17 protein-coding genes are annotated in these 14,841 nt (G+C 32.7%); 7 read left to right on the plus strand and 10 right to left on the minus strand.

The window, feature by feature from the left end; genetic code table 11:
* Positions 1-3 precede the first annotated feature (3 nt).
* The 3 genes from lipB to GXW81_RS08700 are packed head-to-tail and all read left to right on the plus strand — an operon-like array spanning position 4 to position 2,833.
* The gene (lipB, locus tag GXW81_RS08690; RefSeq protein WP_161532002.1) at positions 4-726 is read left to right on the plus strand and encodes a lipoyl(octanoyl) transferase LipB; all 723 of its coding nucleotides are present in this window, start codon (positions 4-6) and stop codon (positions 724-726) included.
* A 34-nt stretch (positions 727-760) separates the two neighbouring features.
* Positions 761-1,612: a diacylglycerol kinase family protein gene (locus GXW81_RS08695; protein ID WP_161532003.1), complete on the plus strand. Its 852-nt coding sequence runs from the start codon at positions 761-763 to the stop codon at positions 1,610-1,612.
* Between the two features lie 24 nt (positions 1,613-1,636).
* On the plus strand, positions 1,637-2,833 hold the full coding sequence (locus tag GXW81_RS08700) for an aminopeptidase C (protein ID WP_161532004.1): 1,197 nt from the start codon (positions 1,637-1,639) through the stop codon (positions 2,831-2,833).
* 257 nt (positions 2,834-3,090) lie between these two features.
* Here the strand turns inward: GXW81_RS08700 and rpsA are convergent, their stop codons facing one another.
* From rpsA to GXW81_RS10365, 5 genes are all read right to left on the minus strand, one after another.
* On the minus strand, positions 3,091-4,872 hold the full coding sequence (gene rpsA / locus GXW81_RS08705) for a 30S ribosomal protein S1 (protein ID WP_154136920.1): 1,782 nt from the start codon (positions 4,870-4,872) through the stop codon (positions 3,091-3,093).
* Positions 4,873-5,090: 218 nt separating this feature from the next.
* Positions 5,091-6,482, minus strand: a complete 1,392-nt coding sequence (gene mnmE, locus GXW81_RS08710) for a tRNA uridine-5-carboxymethylaminomethyl(34) synthesis GTPase MnmE (protein WP_161532005.1) — start codon at positions 6,480-6,482, stop codon at positions 5,091-5,093.
* A gap of 58 nt (positions 6,483-6,540) precedes the next feature.
* Positions 6,541-7,125 (minus strand): Crp/Fnr family transcriptional regulator, encoded by a 585-nt coding sequence (locus GXW81_RS08715; RefSeq protein WP_161532006.1) that lies wholly within the window; start codon positions 7,123-7,125, stop codon positions 6,541-6,543.
* A 79-nt stretch (positions 7,126-7,204) separates the two neighbouring features.
* Positions 7,205-7,348 (minus strand): hypothetical protein, encoded by a 144-nt coding sequence (locus tag GXW81_RS08720; protein ID WP_161532007.1) that lies wholly within the window; start codon positions 7,346-7,348, stop codon positions 7,205-7,207.
* A gap of 80 nt (positions 7,349-7,428) precedes the next feature.
* Positions 7,429-7,575 (minus strand): hypothetical protein, encoded by a 147-nt coding sequence (locus GXW81_RS10365; RefSeq protein ID WP_004919138.1) that lies wholly within the window; start codon positions 7,573-7,575, stop codon positions 7,429-7,431.
* 123 nt (positions 7,576-7,698) lie between these two features.
* Between GXW81_RS10365 and GXW81_RS08725 the strand changes: the two genes are divergently transcribed.
* The 4 genes from GXW81_RS08725 to GXW81_RS08740 all read left to right on the plus strand — a co-directional run bounded on the left by GXW81_RS08725 (position 7,699) and on the right by GXW81_RS08740 (position 10,285).
* Positions 7,699-8,895: a pyridoxal phosphate-dependent aminotransferase gene (locus GXW81_RS08725; RefSeq protein ID WP_161532008.1), complete on the plus strand. Its 1,197-nt coding sequence runs from the start codon at positions 7,699-7,701 to the stop codon at positions 8,893-8,895.
* A 117-nt stretch (positions 8,896-9,012) separates the two neighbouring features.
* On the plus strand, positions 9,013-9,645 hold the full coding sequence (locus tag GXW81_RS08730; RefSeq protein ID WP_014938863.1) for a peroxiredoxin: 633 nt from the start codon (positions 9,013-9,015) through the stop codon (positions 9,643-9,645).
* 79 nt (positions 9,646-9,724) lie between these two features.
* On the plus strand, positions 9,725-10,033 hold the full coding sequence (locus GXW81_RS08735) for a co-chaperone YbbN (protein WP_014938864.1): 309 nt from the start codon (positions 9,725-9,727) through the stop codon (positions 10,031-10,033).
* A 3-nt stretch (positions 10,034-10,036) separates the two neighbouring features.
* Positions 10,037-10,285, plus strand: coding sequence for a DUF6952 family protein (locus GXW81_RS08740; RefSeq protein ID WP_014938865.1), 249 nt, complete (start codon positions 10,037-10,039; stop codon positions 10,283-10,285).
* A gap of 55 nt (positions 10,286-10,340) precedes the next feature.
* Here the strand turns inward: GXW81_RS08740 and GXW81_RS08745 are convergent, their stop codons facing one another.
* From GXW81_RS08745 to GXW81_RS08765, 5 genes are all read right to left on the minus strand, one after another.
* Positions 10,341-12,005: a DEAD/DEAH box helicase gene (locus tag GXW81_RS08745; RefSeq protein ID WP_161532009.1), complete on the minus strand. Its 1,665-nt coding sequence runs from the start codon at positions 12,003-12,005 to the stop codon at positions 10,341-10,343.
* A gap of 107 nt (positions 12,006-12,112) precedes the next feature.
* Positions 12,113-12,619 carry a hypothetical protein gene (locus tag GXW81_RS08750; protein ID WP_161532010.1) on the minus strand — a complete coding sequence of 169 codons (507 nt, stop codon included), beginning with the start codon at positions 12,617-12,619 and terminating at the stop codon, positions 12,113-12,115.
* A 1-nt stretch (position 12,620) separates the two neighbouring features.
* The gene (locus GXW81_RS08755) at positions 12,621-12,929 is read right to left on the minus strand and encodes a phage holin family protein (protein WP_154136779.1); all 309 of its coding nucleotides are present in this window, start codon (positions 12,927-12,929) and stop codon (positions 12,621-12,623) included.
* Positions 12,930-13,000: 71 nt separating this feature from the next.
* The gene (locus GXW81_RS08760) at positions 13,001-13,348 is read right to left on the minus strand and encodes a YtxH domain-containing protein (protein ID WP_161532011.1); all 348 of its coding nucleotides are present in this window, start codon (positions 13,346-13,348) and stop codon (positions 13,001-13,003) included.
* Positions 13,349-13,427: 79 nt separating this feature from the next.
* The gene (locus GXW81_RS08765; protein WP_154136777.1) at positions 13,428-14,813 is read right to left on the minus strand and encodes a tetratricopeptide repeat protein; all 1,386 of its coding nucleotides are present in this window, start codon (positions 14,811-14,813) and stop codon (positions 13,428-13,430) included.
* Positions 14,814-14,841 lie beyond the last annotated feature (28 nt).

Here is a 14,841-nt window from a genome sequence, read left to right on the forward strand (position 1 = left end):
TTCATGGATAAAAAATATAATAAACAGCTAAAGTTTAGAGATTTAGGTTTGATGGATTATCCTGATGCGTTTGAGTATCAAGAAAATCTTATGAAAGAAATTATAGAGCTAAAACTCAAAAATAGAGATAGGGTAGATGGAGTACATGAATTAACGCCAAATTATTTTTTATTTGTGGAGCATCCTCATGTATACACTTTAGGAAAAAGTGGAAATGAAAACAATATGTTGGCAAATACAGATAAGTTAAAAGAAATTAATGCCACATTTATAAAAACCAATAGAGGGGGAGATATTACTTATCACGGCTTTGGGCAGATTGTGGGTTATCCTATTTTAGATTTGGATAATTTTAAAACAGATATACACGCTTATATGCGTAGCTTAGAGGAAGTTATCATAAGAGTAATTGCAGAGTATGGCTTAAAAGGGGAGCGTTCCGAAGGGGAAACAGGAGTTTGGTTAGATGTAGGTAAACCTTATGCTAGAAAGATATGTGCTATGGGTGTTAAAACTTCTAAATGGGTTACTATGCATGGTTTTGCACTTAATGTAAATACAGATTTAAGGTATTTTGAATATATTATTCCGTGTGGAATAAAAGATAAATCCGTAACCTCTATGGAGCGAGAACTAGAACGAAAATTTACTGATGAAGAAATAGCAGATTTAAAGGAAAAAATAAAAAAACACTTTACACAAATATTTGGTTCAGAATTTATATAGAAACTAAAGGTAAAAGTGTTATATTTGTTAGGTTATGCAGAATTTAGCGTTTATCATCAATCCTTTTTCAGCAAAGGGGAAATATCAATCTTTTCTAGAAAAAATGGAAAAGGAGTTTCCTCAGGCATTGTACTATATTTCAGATTCGGTAAAAGGGACGGAGGTTTTTATAGAAAATAATTTTTCAAAAGCAGATATTTTTATTGCCGTAGGAGGCGATGGTACTATTTCTAGTATCGCTAAAAAACTGATAGGCACGGATAAAATTTTAGGAATTTATCCAGCGGGGTCAGGTAATGGTTTTGCTTACGAAATGGATTTTACTAAGGATATTAGTTCTTTAATTAATAAAATGAAAAATCCTAAAAGTAGAGAGGTTGATACTTTTACAGTGAATGGTCAGCTTTCCATCAATGTTTCAGGTATTGGTTTTGATGGTGCCGTTACCAAAGCATTCGAAAATACAAATAGAGGGTTTGCCAATTATATTAAAACGAGTATTAAAACTTTTTTTAAATATCGTCCTATTCAGATTAACTTTAAAGAAGAAGAACTGAAAAAATATAATGGTAAATATTTGATGTTCAATATTGCAAATACTAGACAGTTTGGAAATCACGCTTACATAGCTCCGAAGGCATCGGCTAACGATGGACTTTTGGATTTAGTTTTGGTTAAAAAATTTCCACTTTGGTATGCTTCAATATTTGCAATGAGAATGTTTAAAAAACAACTGAAAAATGACCAATTTGTAACCTTTTTGAAAAAAGAGAGTTTCTCTTTTGAAGCGAGTACTAAAGATTGGCATCTAGATGGTGAATATCACGAAATATCTTCACCCATATCGGTAAAGGTTTCAACTGAAAAACTAAAAATTTTATACTAAAATTAACCTTTTATACTATATATTATGATAAAAACGAAACTAACAGCTTTAGTAATGGTATCTTGTGCAACTTTTGCGTTTGCTCAAGATGGCTTAGTGAATAGCCTGAAAAACAATCAATCCGAAAATCCTGATTTTAAATTTACGGTAATTAAAGAGAATGGTGCTACGCCTGTAAAAGACCAAGGTTCTTCAGGAACTTGTTGGAGCTACTCAGGAAACTCTTTCTTAGAATCTGAAATGATAAGAATGGGGAAAACTCCTGTTGATTTAGCAGAAATATTTACTGCTAGAAATTCTTATCACGATAAAGCCAAACTTTATGTACTTAATGGTGGAGCTATTTCTTGGGGAGATGGTGGCGAATTACACGATGTTATCAATATGTATCGCAAATATGGTGCAGTTCCTCAAGAAGTGTATTCTGGTTTAAAGGAAGGGCAAACGAGAAACAATTTCTCTGAAATGCAAGCAATTATAAAATCAATGCTAGATGCTTATGTTAAAAATCCATCAGGGAAATTATCGTCTAACTGGTTGTCTAATATAGATGCTATTTTGGATAGTTATTTAGGTAAGTATCCAACTCAGTTTACTTATAAAGGTAAACAATACACGCCTCAAACCTTTGCTAAAGAGGTAGTTGGGATTGTTCCTGAAGATTATGTAGGTATATCATCATATAAAGATTATGCTTATTATGAAAGATTTGTAGTGCCTATTCCAGACAACTGGAGCCACGAAACTATGTGGAATGTCCCAATGGAAGATCTTACAACAATCATAGATTACGCTATAAATAATGGACACACCGTAGGTTGGGCAACAGATGTATCTGAACCTTATTTCTCGTACAAAAATGGCGTGGCTTATGTACCAGATTTAGATTTGGATAATCTTAATGCAGCTACTAAAAAAGATTTATTTAAAGGTCCAAAACCTGATAAAAAAATTACGGAAGAAATGCGCCAGGAAGCTCTTAACAATCTTACAACAACAGACGACCACGGTATGCACATTGTAGGTATTGCTAAGGACCAAACAGGTAAAGAATATTATATGGTGAAAAACTCTTGGGGAACAACCAACGATTATGAAGGTTATCTTTATGTAACTAAGCCGTATGTATTATATAAAACAACAGGTATTTTACTTCATAAAGATGGTATTCCTAAGAATATAACTAAGAAGTTTAAAATAAACACTAATATAGGTTTATAAAATACTCGAAGAGACCGAATAATATCGGTCTCTTTTTTTAGTTCAGAATTTTCCTATAATTTATATTATGTTAAATAAATATTTATTGTATAGTCAAATCTAAATAAAATGACATATACATATAGAAAGTTCTTTATATATTAAAACTTCATTTTTTATATACTCATTTCTTTTATTTTGGCATCAAAATAAAAACCGCCTCAATTCTGAGACGGTTTAAAGATATTTTAGAAAAGTATCTAATCTAATTATTTAGATTATTTACCTTCTTCCATTTTCTTTTTAAGTTCTGCAAGAGCATCAATATCTCCTAAAGTTGTTTTTTCTTCAGATGCAGAGCTTTTAGCAGCAGCTTCTTTTACATTTTTCTTTTCTTCTTCACGGAAAAGACCTGTGTGAGATACTACCACTCTCTTGAATTCTTTATTGAATTCGATTACTTTGAATTCAGCTTCATCTCCTTTCTTGATTTTAGAACCATCTTCTTTTTCAAGTAATCTAGCAGGACAGAAAGCTTCTACCTCTACATCTTCGAATTTAACTTGCGCTCCTTTATCAAAAACATCAGATGCTACTCCTGTATGTACAGTGCCTTCAGCATATTTAGTTTCGAATTTATCCCAAGGATTTTCTGTAAGTTGCTTATGACCTAAAGAAAGTCTTCTAGCATCTACATCTAGTTCTAGAACTACAACATCTAACTTATCTCCTACGCTGCAGAATTCAGATGGATGTTTGATTTTCTTAGTCCAAGAAAGGTCAGAAATATAGATAAGTCCATCAATTCCTTCTTCTAATTCTAAGAACACACCAAAGTTAGTAAAGTTTCTTACAGTACCAGAGTGCTTAGAACCTAATGGATATTTATCTTGGATATTAGCCCATGGATCTTCAGAAAGTTGTTTCATACCTAAAGATATTTTTCTTTCTTCTTTATCCAAAGTAAGTACTTGAGCCTCTACCTCGTCTCCTACTTTTACGAAGTCTCCAGCACTTCTAAGGTGTGTGCTCCAAGACATTTCAGAAACGTGGATAAGACCTTCTACACCTGGAGCTACTTCCACGAAAGCACCATAGTCAGCCAATACCACTACTTTACCTTTTACTTTATCTCCTACTTTTAGGTTTTCATCAAGAGCATCCCAAGGATGAGCTTCTAACTGCTTCATACCTAGTTGGATTCTTGTTTTATCCTCATCAAAGTCAAGGATAACCACTTTCACAGTTTGTCCATCTTCTAAGATTTCTGTTGGGTGGTTTACTCTAGACCAAGAAAGGTCTGTAATGTGTACTAGACCATCAACGCCACCTAGGTCAATAAACACACCGTAAGAAGTGATGTTCTTAACTGTTCCTTCAAGAACTTGACCTTTTTCAAGCTGAGCGATGATTTCTTTTTTCTGATCTTCGATATCAGCCTCGATAAGAGCTTTGTGAGATACCACCACATTTTTGAATTCAGGGTTAATTTTAACCACTTTGAACTCCATAGTTTTACCTACATATTGGTCGTAATCTTTGATAGGCTTAACATCTATCTGAGAACCAGGTAAGAATGCTTCGATACCGAATACATCTACAATCATACCTCCTTTTGTTCTAGACTTAACGAAACCGTTTACTACCTCACCACTTTCGTGATATTGGTTTACTTTATCCCAAGCCTTAAGCGTTCTTGCTTTTTTATGAGAAAGTTGTAATTGTCCTGTTTTGTCTTCTCTTCTATCCACCATTACTTCTACCTCGTCACCTACTTTTAGGTTAGGGTTGTAACGGAATTCGTTAAGAGAAATAACACCTTCTGATTTGAAATCAATGTCAACGATAGCTTCTTTGTCTGTAAGTCTTACTACTTTACCTACGATAACATCATCTTCTGCTAAATCGCTTAAAGAACCTTTGTAGATTTCTTCAAGTTCTTTTTTCTCGTTTCTGTCCTCAGCATTAAGACCAGATTCAAAAGAATCCCAATCGAAATTTTCAGGTGCTACATTTTGGTTCATAAGAACCTCTTCTTGTTGTTTTGTCTGTTCTGACATAATAAAATAATTTGTATCCAAAACTACCATTCTTTGAGCTAAAACGGATAAATGGGCTTTGAAGTTGGTTAAATATTACAGTTTTTTACTTTTCGCTCAAAAAAGTCCGTAAAAAGTGGTGCAAATATATGTAAAATTTATTATCTGACAATATGATTTTTAGACTTTTAAATCAAAATTATTATCAGGTATAATATTTAAAGTAAGTTTTATAAATTTTACTTTCCAATACAGAATTTTCCAAAGATATTGCCTAGCACTTCGTCATTGGTAAACTCTCCAGAAATTTCACCTAGATGCTCCATAGCAGCACGGAGTTCGTAGGCTAAAAGTTCAGTAGAAATTCTATTTGTGATGGCTTCCTCCACTTTTTGTACCGAAAGAAGCGATTTTTGTAATGCTTCTTGATGACGCTGATTGGTAATAATGGTGCTTTCAGAAGTTTTTAATTCCTCTATATAAGATACCAGTTCATTTTTTAAAATTTCTATATTCTTGCCTTCCTTAGCCGAAATTCCCAAAATGGTTTGAGTAAAATTAGGAACGAGAGCCTCTTTTAACTGTTTCCAAAAATCATTGATTTCTGCCTCGTTACTAGAGTCTATTTTGTTTTGGAGTAAAATAACCTTAAGGTCAGGACGCTCCAAAGAGGTAATAAAGTTTATAATTTCGTCAGGAGAACTGTCTTTTATATCAAATAAATACAATAGAATATCTGCTGTATTTATTTTTTCTTTAGCCTTTTCTACACCTATGCTCTCTACTCTATCGGCGGTATCTCTAATTCCTGCAGTATCTATAAATCTAAAAGCGTGTCCACCAATATGCAGTACTTCTTCTATGGTGTCTCTAGTAGTTCCTGCAATATCAGAAACGATGGCTCTTTCCTCTTTTAGTAAAGAGTTTAGCAAAGTAGATTTCCCTGCGTTAGGCTTACCAATGATAGCTACTTGAACTCCATTTTTAACGGCATTTCCGTATTGGAAACTTTCTAATAAGCCACCAAGTTTAGACTTTAGTTTTTGTAATAATTGAGTCAATTCAGTTCGGTCAGCAAATTCTACATCTTCTTCAGCAAAATCAAGCTCAAGTTCTATAAGAGAAGTGAAATTAAGTAAATCGTTCCGTAAAATAGAAATTTCATTAGAAATACCACCTTTTAATTGATTAAGAGCTACTTTTCTTGCTGCCTCACTTTCGGAGGCTATAAGGTCTGCTATAGACTCGGCTTGGGAAAGGTCTATCCTACCATTCATAAAGGCTCTCATACTGAATTCCCCAGCCTTAGCCATTCTGCAACCGTTGGCTATCAATAAATCTAAAATCCTTTTACCAATGAAAGGCGACCCATGAAACGAAATCTCTACGGAATCCTCTGTGGTAAAGCTTTTCGGAGCTTTAAAAACGCTTATCATGACTTCATCTATCACTTCCTCGCCTTGAACGATAAATCCGTAATGAAGCGTGTGAGAGTCAACTTTAGTTAAATCTTTCCCTTTAAAAATAGTATTTGTAATGTTAATAGAGTTATCTCCCGAAACTCTAATAATGCCTATAGCTCCTACTCCATTGGCTGTAGCTAGTGCACAAATGGTATCTTGCTGATTCATTCCGCAAATATAAGACTTAGAAAAATAATTCGGTTTTCTAAAGAAAGTTATCTTTAGATTAAAGTTTCCCTTTTTCTGCAATATTCTTTCTAACTCTGCTTAAACTTTCTGGGGTAATCCCTAAATAGGAAGCCACCATCCATTGTGGTACTCGTTGCAAAATATCGGGATACATTTTTATGAAATCTAAGTATCTTTCTTCGGCTGTTGCACCCAATAAAGAATTAACTCTGTTTTGTAAATTTCTGATGTGTTTTTGCAATAACATCTCTTGTGATGCGGCTGTTTGTGGAAACTTTTCTATTATTTGAGCAAAAAATGAAGGTTTTAGTAATAAGACTTGGCTATCTTCTACTGCCTCTATATAGAATTTAGATTTTTCATCAAAGAATAAACTGTTTCTATCCGAAAGCAACCATTTTTCTGGAGCAAACTGAATGATGTGTTCTTTACCTTGGGCATCTATGGAATACATTCTTAAAAGTCCGTTTTCTACGAAAACAGCCCATTTAGCCACCTCGCCTTCTCTTAATAAAAAGGTGTTTTTTTTAATATTTTTTATTTCGTATTCATTCTTACAAAAATCAAGACAAGTATCTGGTAAGTCTAAAATTTCTGACAAATGGTTTTCAAAGTTTATCATATTTGATATTTACAATAACGGGTAGTTAAATAATTTCAACTTTAAAACTATTCAACTGTCTTTTATTTCATTATGATTTTTATGGCTTTAAAATTTTACCGCCATCTTCCAAACCATTTTGAAATGCCGTTTTGCTTTCATTCCAATCGCAAACAGTTTCAACTATCAACATGGTTAAGATTCCTGCTATGAAAAACATAACTTCCCTTTTAGTAATTTTCATTTTATTTATGGTTTAGGTTTATTTCAAAATTCAAAGTTGTTTTGCAGTATAACTTAGTTTAAAGAAATCTTATACAGAATTTAATTATTCACACACCCCTTTAAAGCATCCGCACCGAAATAAAATACAGCTAACCAAACCAACCCCTTTGCGGTAAAGAAGATTAGTCCTCCCCAACCTACTCGTTTAAGCCATTTTTTAAATTTAGAATCAGAAGTGTTATTCATTGTGATGATATTTTTAGCAAAAATAACTATTTATTTTGATTTAATCTCGCTTTACATTTAAGCCATAAATATGATGAAATGTTTAATCAAAATCCGTAATTTTGTTGCTAATAAAAATATACTATGAGCAAATTATCTAAACGCGTTGAGAGACTGAGCTATTCCCAAACCTTTGTAATGTCTAATAAAGCCCGTGCTATGAAAGCGGAAGGTATAGATGTTATTAGTATGACTTTGGGTGAACCAGATTTTGATGTTCCTGAAAAAATAAAATTAGCTGCTAAGAAAGCTATTGACGATAATTATAGTCATTACTCTCCTATAACAGGATTTCTTGAACTTAGACAAGCTATTTGTAATAAGTTAAAAAGAGATAATAATTTGGACTACTCTCCAAGTCAAATTTGTGTTTCTACGGGAGCTAAACAGTCCATTTCTAATGTATTAGCAGCGCTTATAGACGACGAAGATGAAGTCATTTTGCCTTCGCCATATTGGGTAAGCTACGACGAAATGGTAAGAATGATGGGCGGAAATTCCGTTTTTATAGAAACTTCTATAGAAACTGATTTTAAGGTAACTCCTAAACAAATAGAAGCCGCTATTACCCCAAAGACTAAAGCGATTTTATTTAGTTCGCCTTGTAATCCTTCTGGAAGTTTTTATACCTATGAAGAATTGGAAGCTATCGCTAATACTTTAGCCAAATATCCAGAGGTTGTGATAATTTCTGACGAAATTTATGAGTTTTTAAATTACGAAGGTAAACATACTTCTATTGCCCAGTTTCCACAAGTGTTTAATCAGACGGTTGTCATCAATGGAGTTTCTAAGGCTTATGCTATGACAGGATGGAGAATAGGCTACTCTGCTGCTCCGCAGTGGTTGGCATCTGCTTGCGACAAAATACAAGGGCAAGTAACTTCTGGGGCTAATACCATTGCACAAATCGCTTCTATTACGGCATTAGAAATGCAGCCATCGGAATTGCAGCCGATGATAGATAAGTTTAAAGAAAGAAGAAATCTAGCTCATCAACTTATATCCGAAATACCAGGTTTTAAATGTAATCTGCCTAAAGGTGCATTCTATCTTTTCCCTGATGTTTCTCACTATTTTGGAAAAACCTTGGGAAATACCATCATTAACAACTCTGACGATTTTGCGATGTTTCTTTTAGAAAAAGCTCATGTGGCTACTGTTGGAGGTGTATCATTCGGAGATACCAATTGTATTCGCTTATCTTATGCCACTTCCGATGAACAGATAATTGAAGCGATGAAGCGTATCAAAGAAACTTTAGCTAAATATAATGTTTAACTCATAAATTCTTTTTAGTTGATAGATATTAACTATCAATAATAGTGTAATTCATTAACTGAATCTTTTTATCTTTGTAAAAGAAAATTTTAAATAACTCAAAAAAATATAAATAATATGTCATTAGTAGGAAGACCTTTCCCAAACATTACAGTAGATGCAATATCTGAAATGGGAGATAATCTAAGAATTAACGTTCTAGAAGAAGCAACAAAAAACCAACAAAAAGTATTGTTATTTTGGTATCCAAAGGATTTTACTTTTGTTTGTCCAACGGAATTACACGCTTTTCAAGAAGCTCTAGGCGAGTTTGAAAAGAGAAATACTAAAGTAATCGGTGCTTCTTGTGATACTAACGAAGTACACTTCGCTTGGTTAAACACACCTAAAGATAATGGTGGTATTGAGGGCGTTACTTACCCAATCTTAGCAGATACTCACAGACAGCTAGCTAATGCTTTAGGAATTGTAGATCAAGACTTTGATTATGATGAAGAAGGAAACGAAATTCTTTCAGGTTCAAATGTAACTTACAGAGCTACTTATCTGATAGATGAAACAGGAAAAATTTTCCACGAAGCAGTAAACGATATGCCTTTGGGTAGAAATGTAAAAGAGTTTTTAAGACTTATAGATGCCTACACTCATGTACAGAAGCACGGTGAAGTTTGCCCTGCTAACTGGGAAGAAGGTAAAGAGGCTATGCATGCTGATAGAAAATCAACCGCAGAATATTTAGCAAAACACTAAAAATAGTAATTTATAAAAAGAGGTTTGATTTTTTTCTCAGACCTCTTTTTTAATACTTTTAACTTAAAAATACAATACAATGTATCAAGAATTAACAGAAGATCAACTTCAACAAATAGTAAACGAGAATGAAAAAGTAATGGTACAATACGGTGCTTCATGGTGTGGTAACTGCCGTATAATGAAACCTAAGTTTAAAAAATTAGCTTCGGAAAATGAAGATATACCATTCTACTATGTAGATGCGGAGAAACTTCCTGAAAGCCGTAAACTTGCTAAAGTAGATAATCTACCTACTTTTGCCGCTTTTAAAAATGGAGCATTGGTAAACCAAGTGCAAACCAATCAAGCTGAAAGTCTTAACAATTTGTTTAACGAAATTAAATAAGCAATGAAATTACCAATTATAAGACAATTCTATCAAAATAATACTGCCGAAAATCTAGCAGCAACGCTAGAGGTTTTAGAATCTTATACCGAGTTTAGGGGCGTATCCGAAGAAGAAATGAACTTAATCGGCGAAATGATAACTAATATCTGTGGAGCTATGGAAGTACATCATAATGTACAAGAAGGAATGGCCGAAAAAGACGCCCTCAACAGCTTTGCACAAAAAGTAATGGGGTCTATAGATAGATAAAATTAAAAACATAAAAAAGGGACGCTCAAATGTGAGTATCCCTTTTTTATTTTTCCTAGTTAGCTACTTCGGCTCTCATTTCTTTACCTTTAAATTTCATAGAAGAAATGTTGTTAAGGATTTCATTCTTGAATGATTTCTCTACTTCAAAGAAAGTAAACTTATCCAAAATTTCAATATCCCCAATATCAGCTCTTTTTTTAGATTTTTTAGTTGATTTGTTAATAATATCCAACATATCTACTTTCTTTAATTGGTCTCTTTTGCCTAAATTAAAGAAAAATCTCACCATGTCAGAATTAGATTTTTTACTTTTCCTTCCTCCTCTGTCTCTACTTCTTTCTCCCTTATCTCGTCTTCCCTCTCTACGACTTTCCTTGATATCACCTTCTTTTTTTAGTTTTTGGTCTGATAAGTCGTTCCTATTTTTATAGTATAAAGCTAAATCTCTCAACTGAAATTGTAACAACTGATGCACCAATTCCTCTTTTGAAAACTGCGATAAATCAGGAATAAGACTATCATCAAAATCAAAATAAGTTTCATGTTCTGTAAACAAATGCTCAAATACTCCTGCTACTTGAGCTTTAATGATATCTTCTCCTTTAGGGATTGGTTTTTCTTTAAGTTCTATTTGTGTTTGAACTTTAATGTGCTTCAGCTTTCTTGTTTCTTCAGGCTTTATAAGAGCCATAGAAATACCATCTTTCCCTGCACGTCCTGTTCTACCACTTCTATGAACAAAAACTTCTGGGTCATCAGGTAAAGAGTAGTGAATCACATGAGTAAGTGAATCTACATCTAACCCTCTAGCCGCTACATCTGTAGCTACTAAAATATCAATATTTTTAAGTCTAAACTTAAGCATCACTGTATCTCTCTGTGCTTGTGATAAATCTCCATGTAAAGCATCAGCGGCATAGCCATTCTGCATTAGATAGTCAGCGACCTCTTTAGCTTCCATTCTAGTACGACAGAAAATAATGGAATATTGATTAGGATTAGCATCTATAAGGCGCTTAAGTGCTTCTTTCTTCTGTCTATAATTTACCACATAATATTCGTGGCTAATATTCTTCTTAACAGCATTGATAGAACCTACAGAAATACGGTGAGGGTTGGTAAGATAACTTTTAGAAATCCTTTCAACCTCTTTATTCATCGTAGCTGAAAAGAGTAAAGTTTGTTTAGTTTCTGGTGTTTCACTTAGAATGGTTTCTAAATCGTCTTTAAAGCCCATAGAAAGCATCTCATCCGCTTCATCTAATACCAACCAATGGATACTTGAAAAATCTAATGCCTTTCTGTTAATTAAGTCTATCACTCTACCTGGTGTTCCTACAATAATCTGAGGCTTATCTCTAAGGCTACGAATTTGGTCTGTAATACTACTACCACCGTAAACTGCTACAGATTTAATATTAGGTTGATATTTGGAGTAATTTTTTATGTCTTTTGCTATTTGTAAGCAAAGCTCTCTAGTAGGACAAAGTACCAAAAGTTGGATTTTTCTACTAGTGTCATCTATCATATCTAAGATAGGTAATGAAAACGCTGCTGTCTTCCCTGTTCCTGTTTGCGCTAGTGCTATCAGATCTCTAACATCTGATAAAATAAAAGGAATACTTTGTTTTTGGATCTCCGTAGGAGTTTCAAACCCCATTTCGCCAACTGCCTTAAGAATTTCAGGACTTAAATTGGACTCGCTAAATAAATTCATTAAATATTATAAAATTTCTGCAAAGATACGGATTTTTTATTTGATACTTAATTCTAATATTCAGTCTAAGTTTGAATAAATAAGACTTACCCTTCAATAAAAATAGATTATATCAATCTATTGATACTCTTAGCAGTTTGTTTTCGTTGGTAATCGTCTAGGAATGTTCTTAACTGCCTAATAACTAGCGGTGCTACATAAACAAGAAATAAACCTATAGCTCTCTTCTTCCAATTAGGGTTTTTAAGATTATTTTTAGCATAGTTGCTGACTGTACCTACTAAGCCAACTTTGAGAAAGCCATCTACTACACTCTCCCCTAATCCTTCATTTTTTAATGTTAAAAGTGAAGAGTCTGAGTTTCTATTAGATACTCTATTTTTAATTTCTTTGGTTACCTCTTTTACAATATTACCTGTATTTATAGAAATTTTGTTAGCGCCACTTTCATTACTTTTCTCCTCTATAAACTTATCAGTAAATCCTTTAGTTATTAAACTCAAAGAACTTTTAGGTTTTTTGAAGGTAATTACTTTTTCCATATCAGAAATTTCATTTTTCAACAAAGATTTTTGAGCCCTTAATTCGGAAAGACTTCTATATTTAGTACCCATATTATTTGTTTATAGATTTTATAATTATATTAGCAATCCCCTCTTTTATAGAATTTTTGAGTAGTAAAAGTAGAATTATTAAAAATAAGTAAATCCCAGAGATTATTAGAAAACCATAAGCCATATTTTGTATATAATAGCCTATTAGTATAGCCAATCCTATATTGAGAAATATAAATAAAAATAAGAAGAAAATACTTAAAATAACTAAGAAAGCTATATTACCTGCTTTAATAGACATTTTTTCGGTAGCTTCCATTTTTATTAAATCAAGCCTTTTTTGTGCGTAATTCTTAAAGAAGTTTATCATCAATCTTATTTTTGTCTAATTTTTATGAAAAAGGAACTGTATTTCAAGTTCCTTTTTTATTTGTGTATTTTTTACTTCAAGCCATCTAATTCTGACTCTACATCTTTAGCTACTTCATTAGCTTTATCTACTACTTGACCTTTGTATTTATCATAAGTTTCTTTAACATTAGAAACCACTTTATCTACATTAGATTTAGTTTTCTCTGATAAATCTTGATACTGGTCTTTTACTTTTTCATAGGCTTTTTTGTATTCTTTTTCTGCTTGATCCTTTAAATCCTCAGCCTTTCTTTTCAATTTTTTTCTAGTTGTCTTTCCCTCTTCTGGAGCATAAAGCATTCCTAAAGCAACACCTACAGCTGCTCCTGCTAAAAGACCTACTAATACACCTACTGAGTTATTTCCTCTTTTTGACATAATAATTTATTTTTTATGGTTAATAATTTAAGTTAAAAATGGTATGGTTATCATAACAATAATCATACCATTTTAGCTTTTATTTTTTAAGACTATCTTCTACAGCCTTCATTTCCTTTACTTTATCTTCTTTACGTAAAGTTTGATAAACTCCTTTTAATAAACTTACAATTTCAGGATTTTTAGGCTCTAAAGAATACCACTTTTCTAAATAAGGTAATCCCTTAGCAAATCTGTCTCTTCTATCTTGTAAGATTTTATTAAACTCGTCCATTTTTTTTGCTTTTCTAGCAGCTTCTGCTTTCTCTATAACTTTACCATCATCACCTAACATATAAACATTATAGAATATGCCCTGAATAGCAGGAACATAATCAGGGTCTATTTCTAAAGCTCTTTTAAATGCACCTTCTGCTTCATTTAATTTAGCTTCATCTTTACTTAAAAGAACCCCTAAATTATACCAACTTACTTTATCATTAGGATTAGAAGCAACTACATTTCTTAAGTTATTGATAAACTCGTTAGTTTTTCCTGACTTATAATAAGCTGTACCTTGTAACTCTGATAATTTACTACTTTTAGGGAATTTTTTAATACCCTTCTCCAATAAATTTAAAGCGTCTGTGTATCTTTCAGAATCAATAAGCAAGGCTGCATTAGTTTCATATAATTCTTGTTCGATACTAGGCGTTTGTTCTGTTCTAAAATCAGTATAATCCGAAGCAGAACCTAATCTCTTTAAAGTTTCAAAACCATTTTTATCTAGATTTTCATCTTGCCCTGTCTTTTTATTTTTAGCCTTATATATGGTTGTAACTCCTGTGTAACCGCTTTTAATTAAATCAGAGTACACCTCTATGGCTTTAGATTTATCATTTGCAAGTGCATAGTTTAGACCTGCATAGTACTGATATAATTTATCATCTGTACCAGCAGCCTTTAGAAGGTTATAAACCTCTAAATATTTAGCAGCAGCCTTTATATGATTTTTTGCTTGGTAAGCCTGATAAGCCTCATCTCCGGCTGTTTTTAACATAGGATTAATTAACTGCGGTAACTTATCTGATAATTTAGATACATAAGACTCCTCTTTAAGTCCTGCTATACCACTAGTGTCAGCAGCTTCTTTTCCTACAAAATAAACTTTATTTTTATCAGCATCTTTACCTGTATAGATTTTAGATTTACTTAAATCTCCTATTTTACCTAGCCAAGTAGCTCCTTCTGTAGTTTTACCAGACTTTATAAGAGCTACTCCTTTAGAGTAATAATATTGTTCTAATAAACTAGGCTCTACTAAATATGATTTGCTACCAATAAGAACTTCTGCTTTTGAAAGTTCTGCATTAGTAGCCGCGATATCACCTGACTCTATTGCTTTGAACGCGTTTTGAATTTCCTTTTTTTGTGAAAATGCTAGTGTTGTTGAAAACACAGCAATACTTAAAATAACTTTTTTCATACTATTTTAATATATTTATTATTTTATT

This window comes from Riemerella anatipestifer (assembly GCF_009932355.1).
Classification (GTDB): Bacteria; Bacteroidota; Bacteroidia; order Flavobacteriales; family Weeksellaceae; genus Riemerella; species Riemerella anatipestifer_E.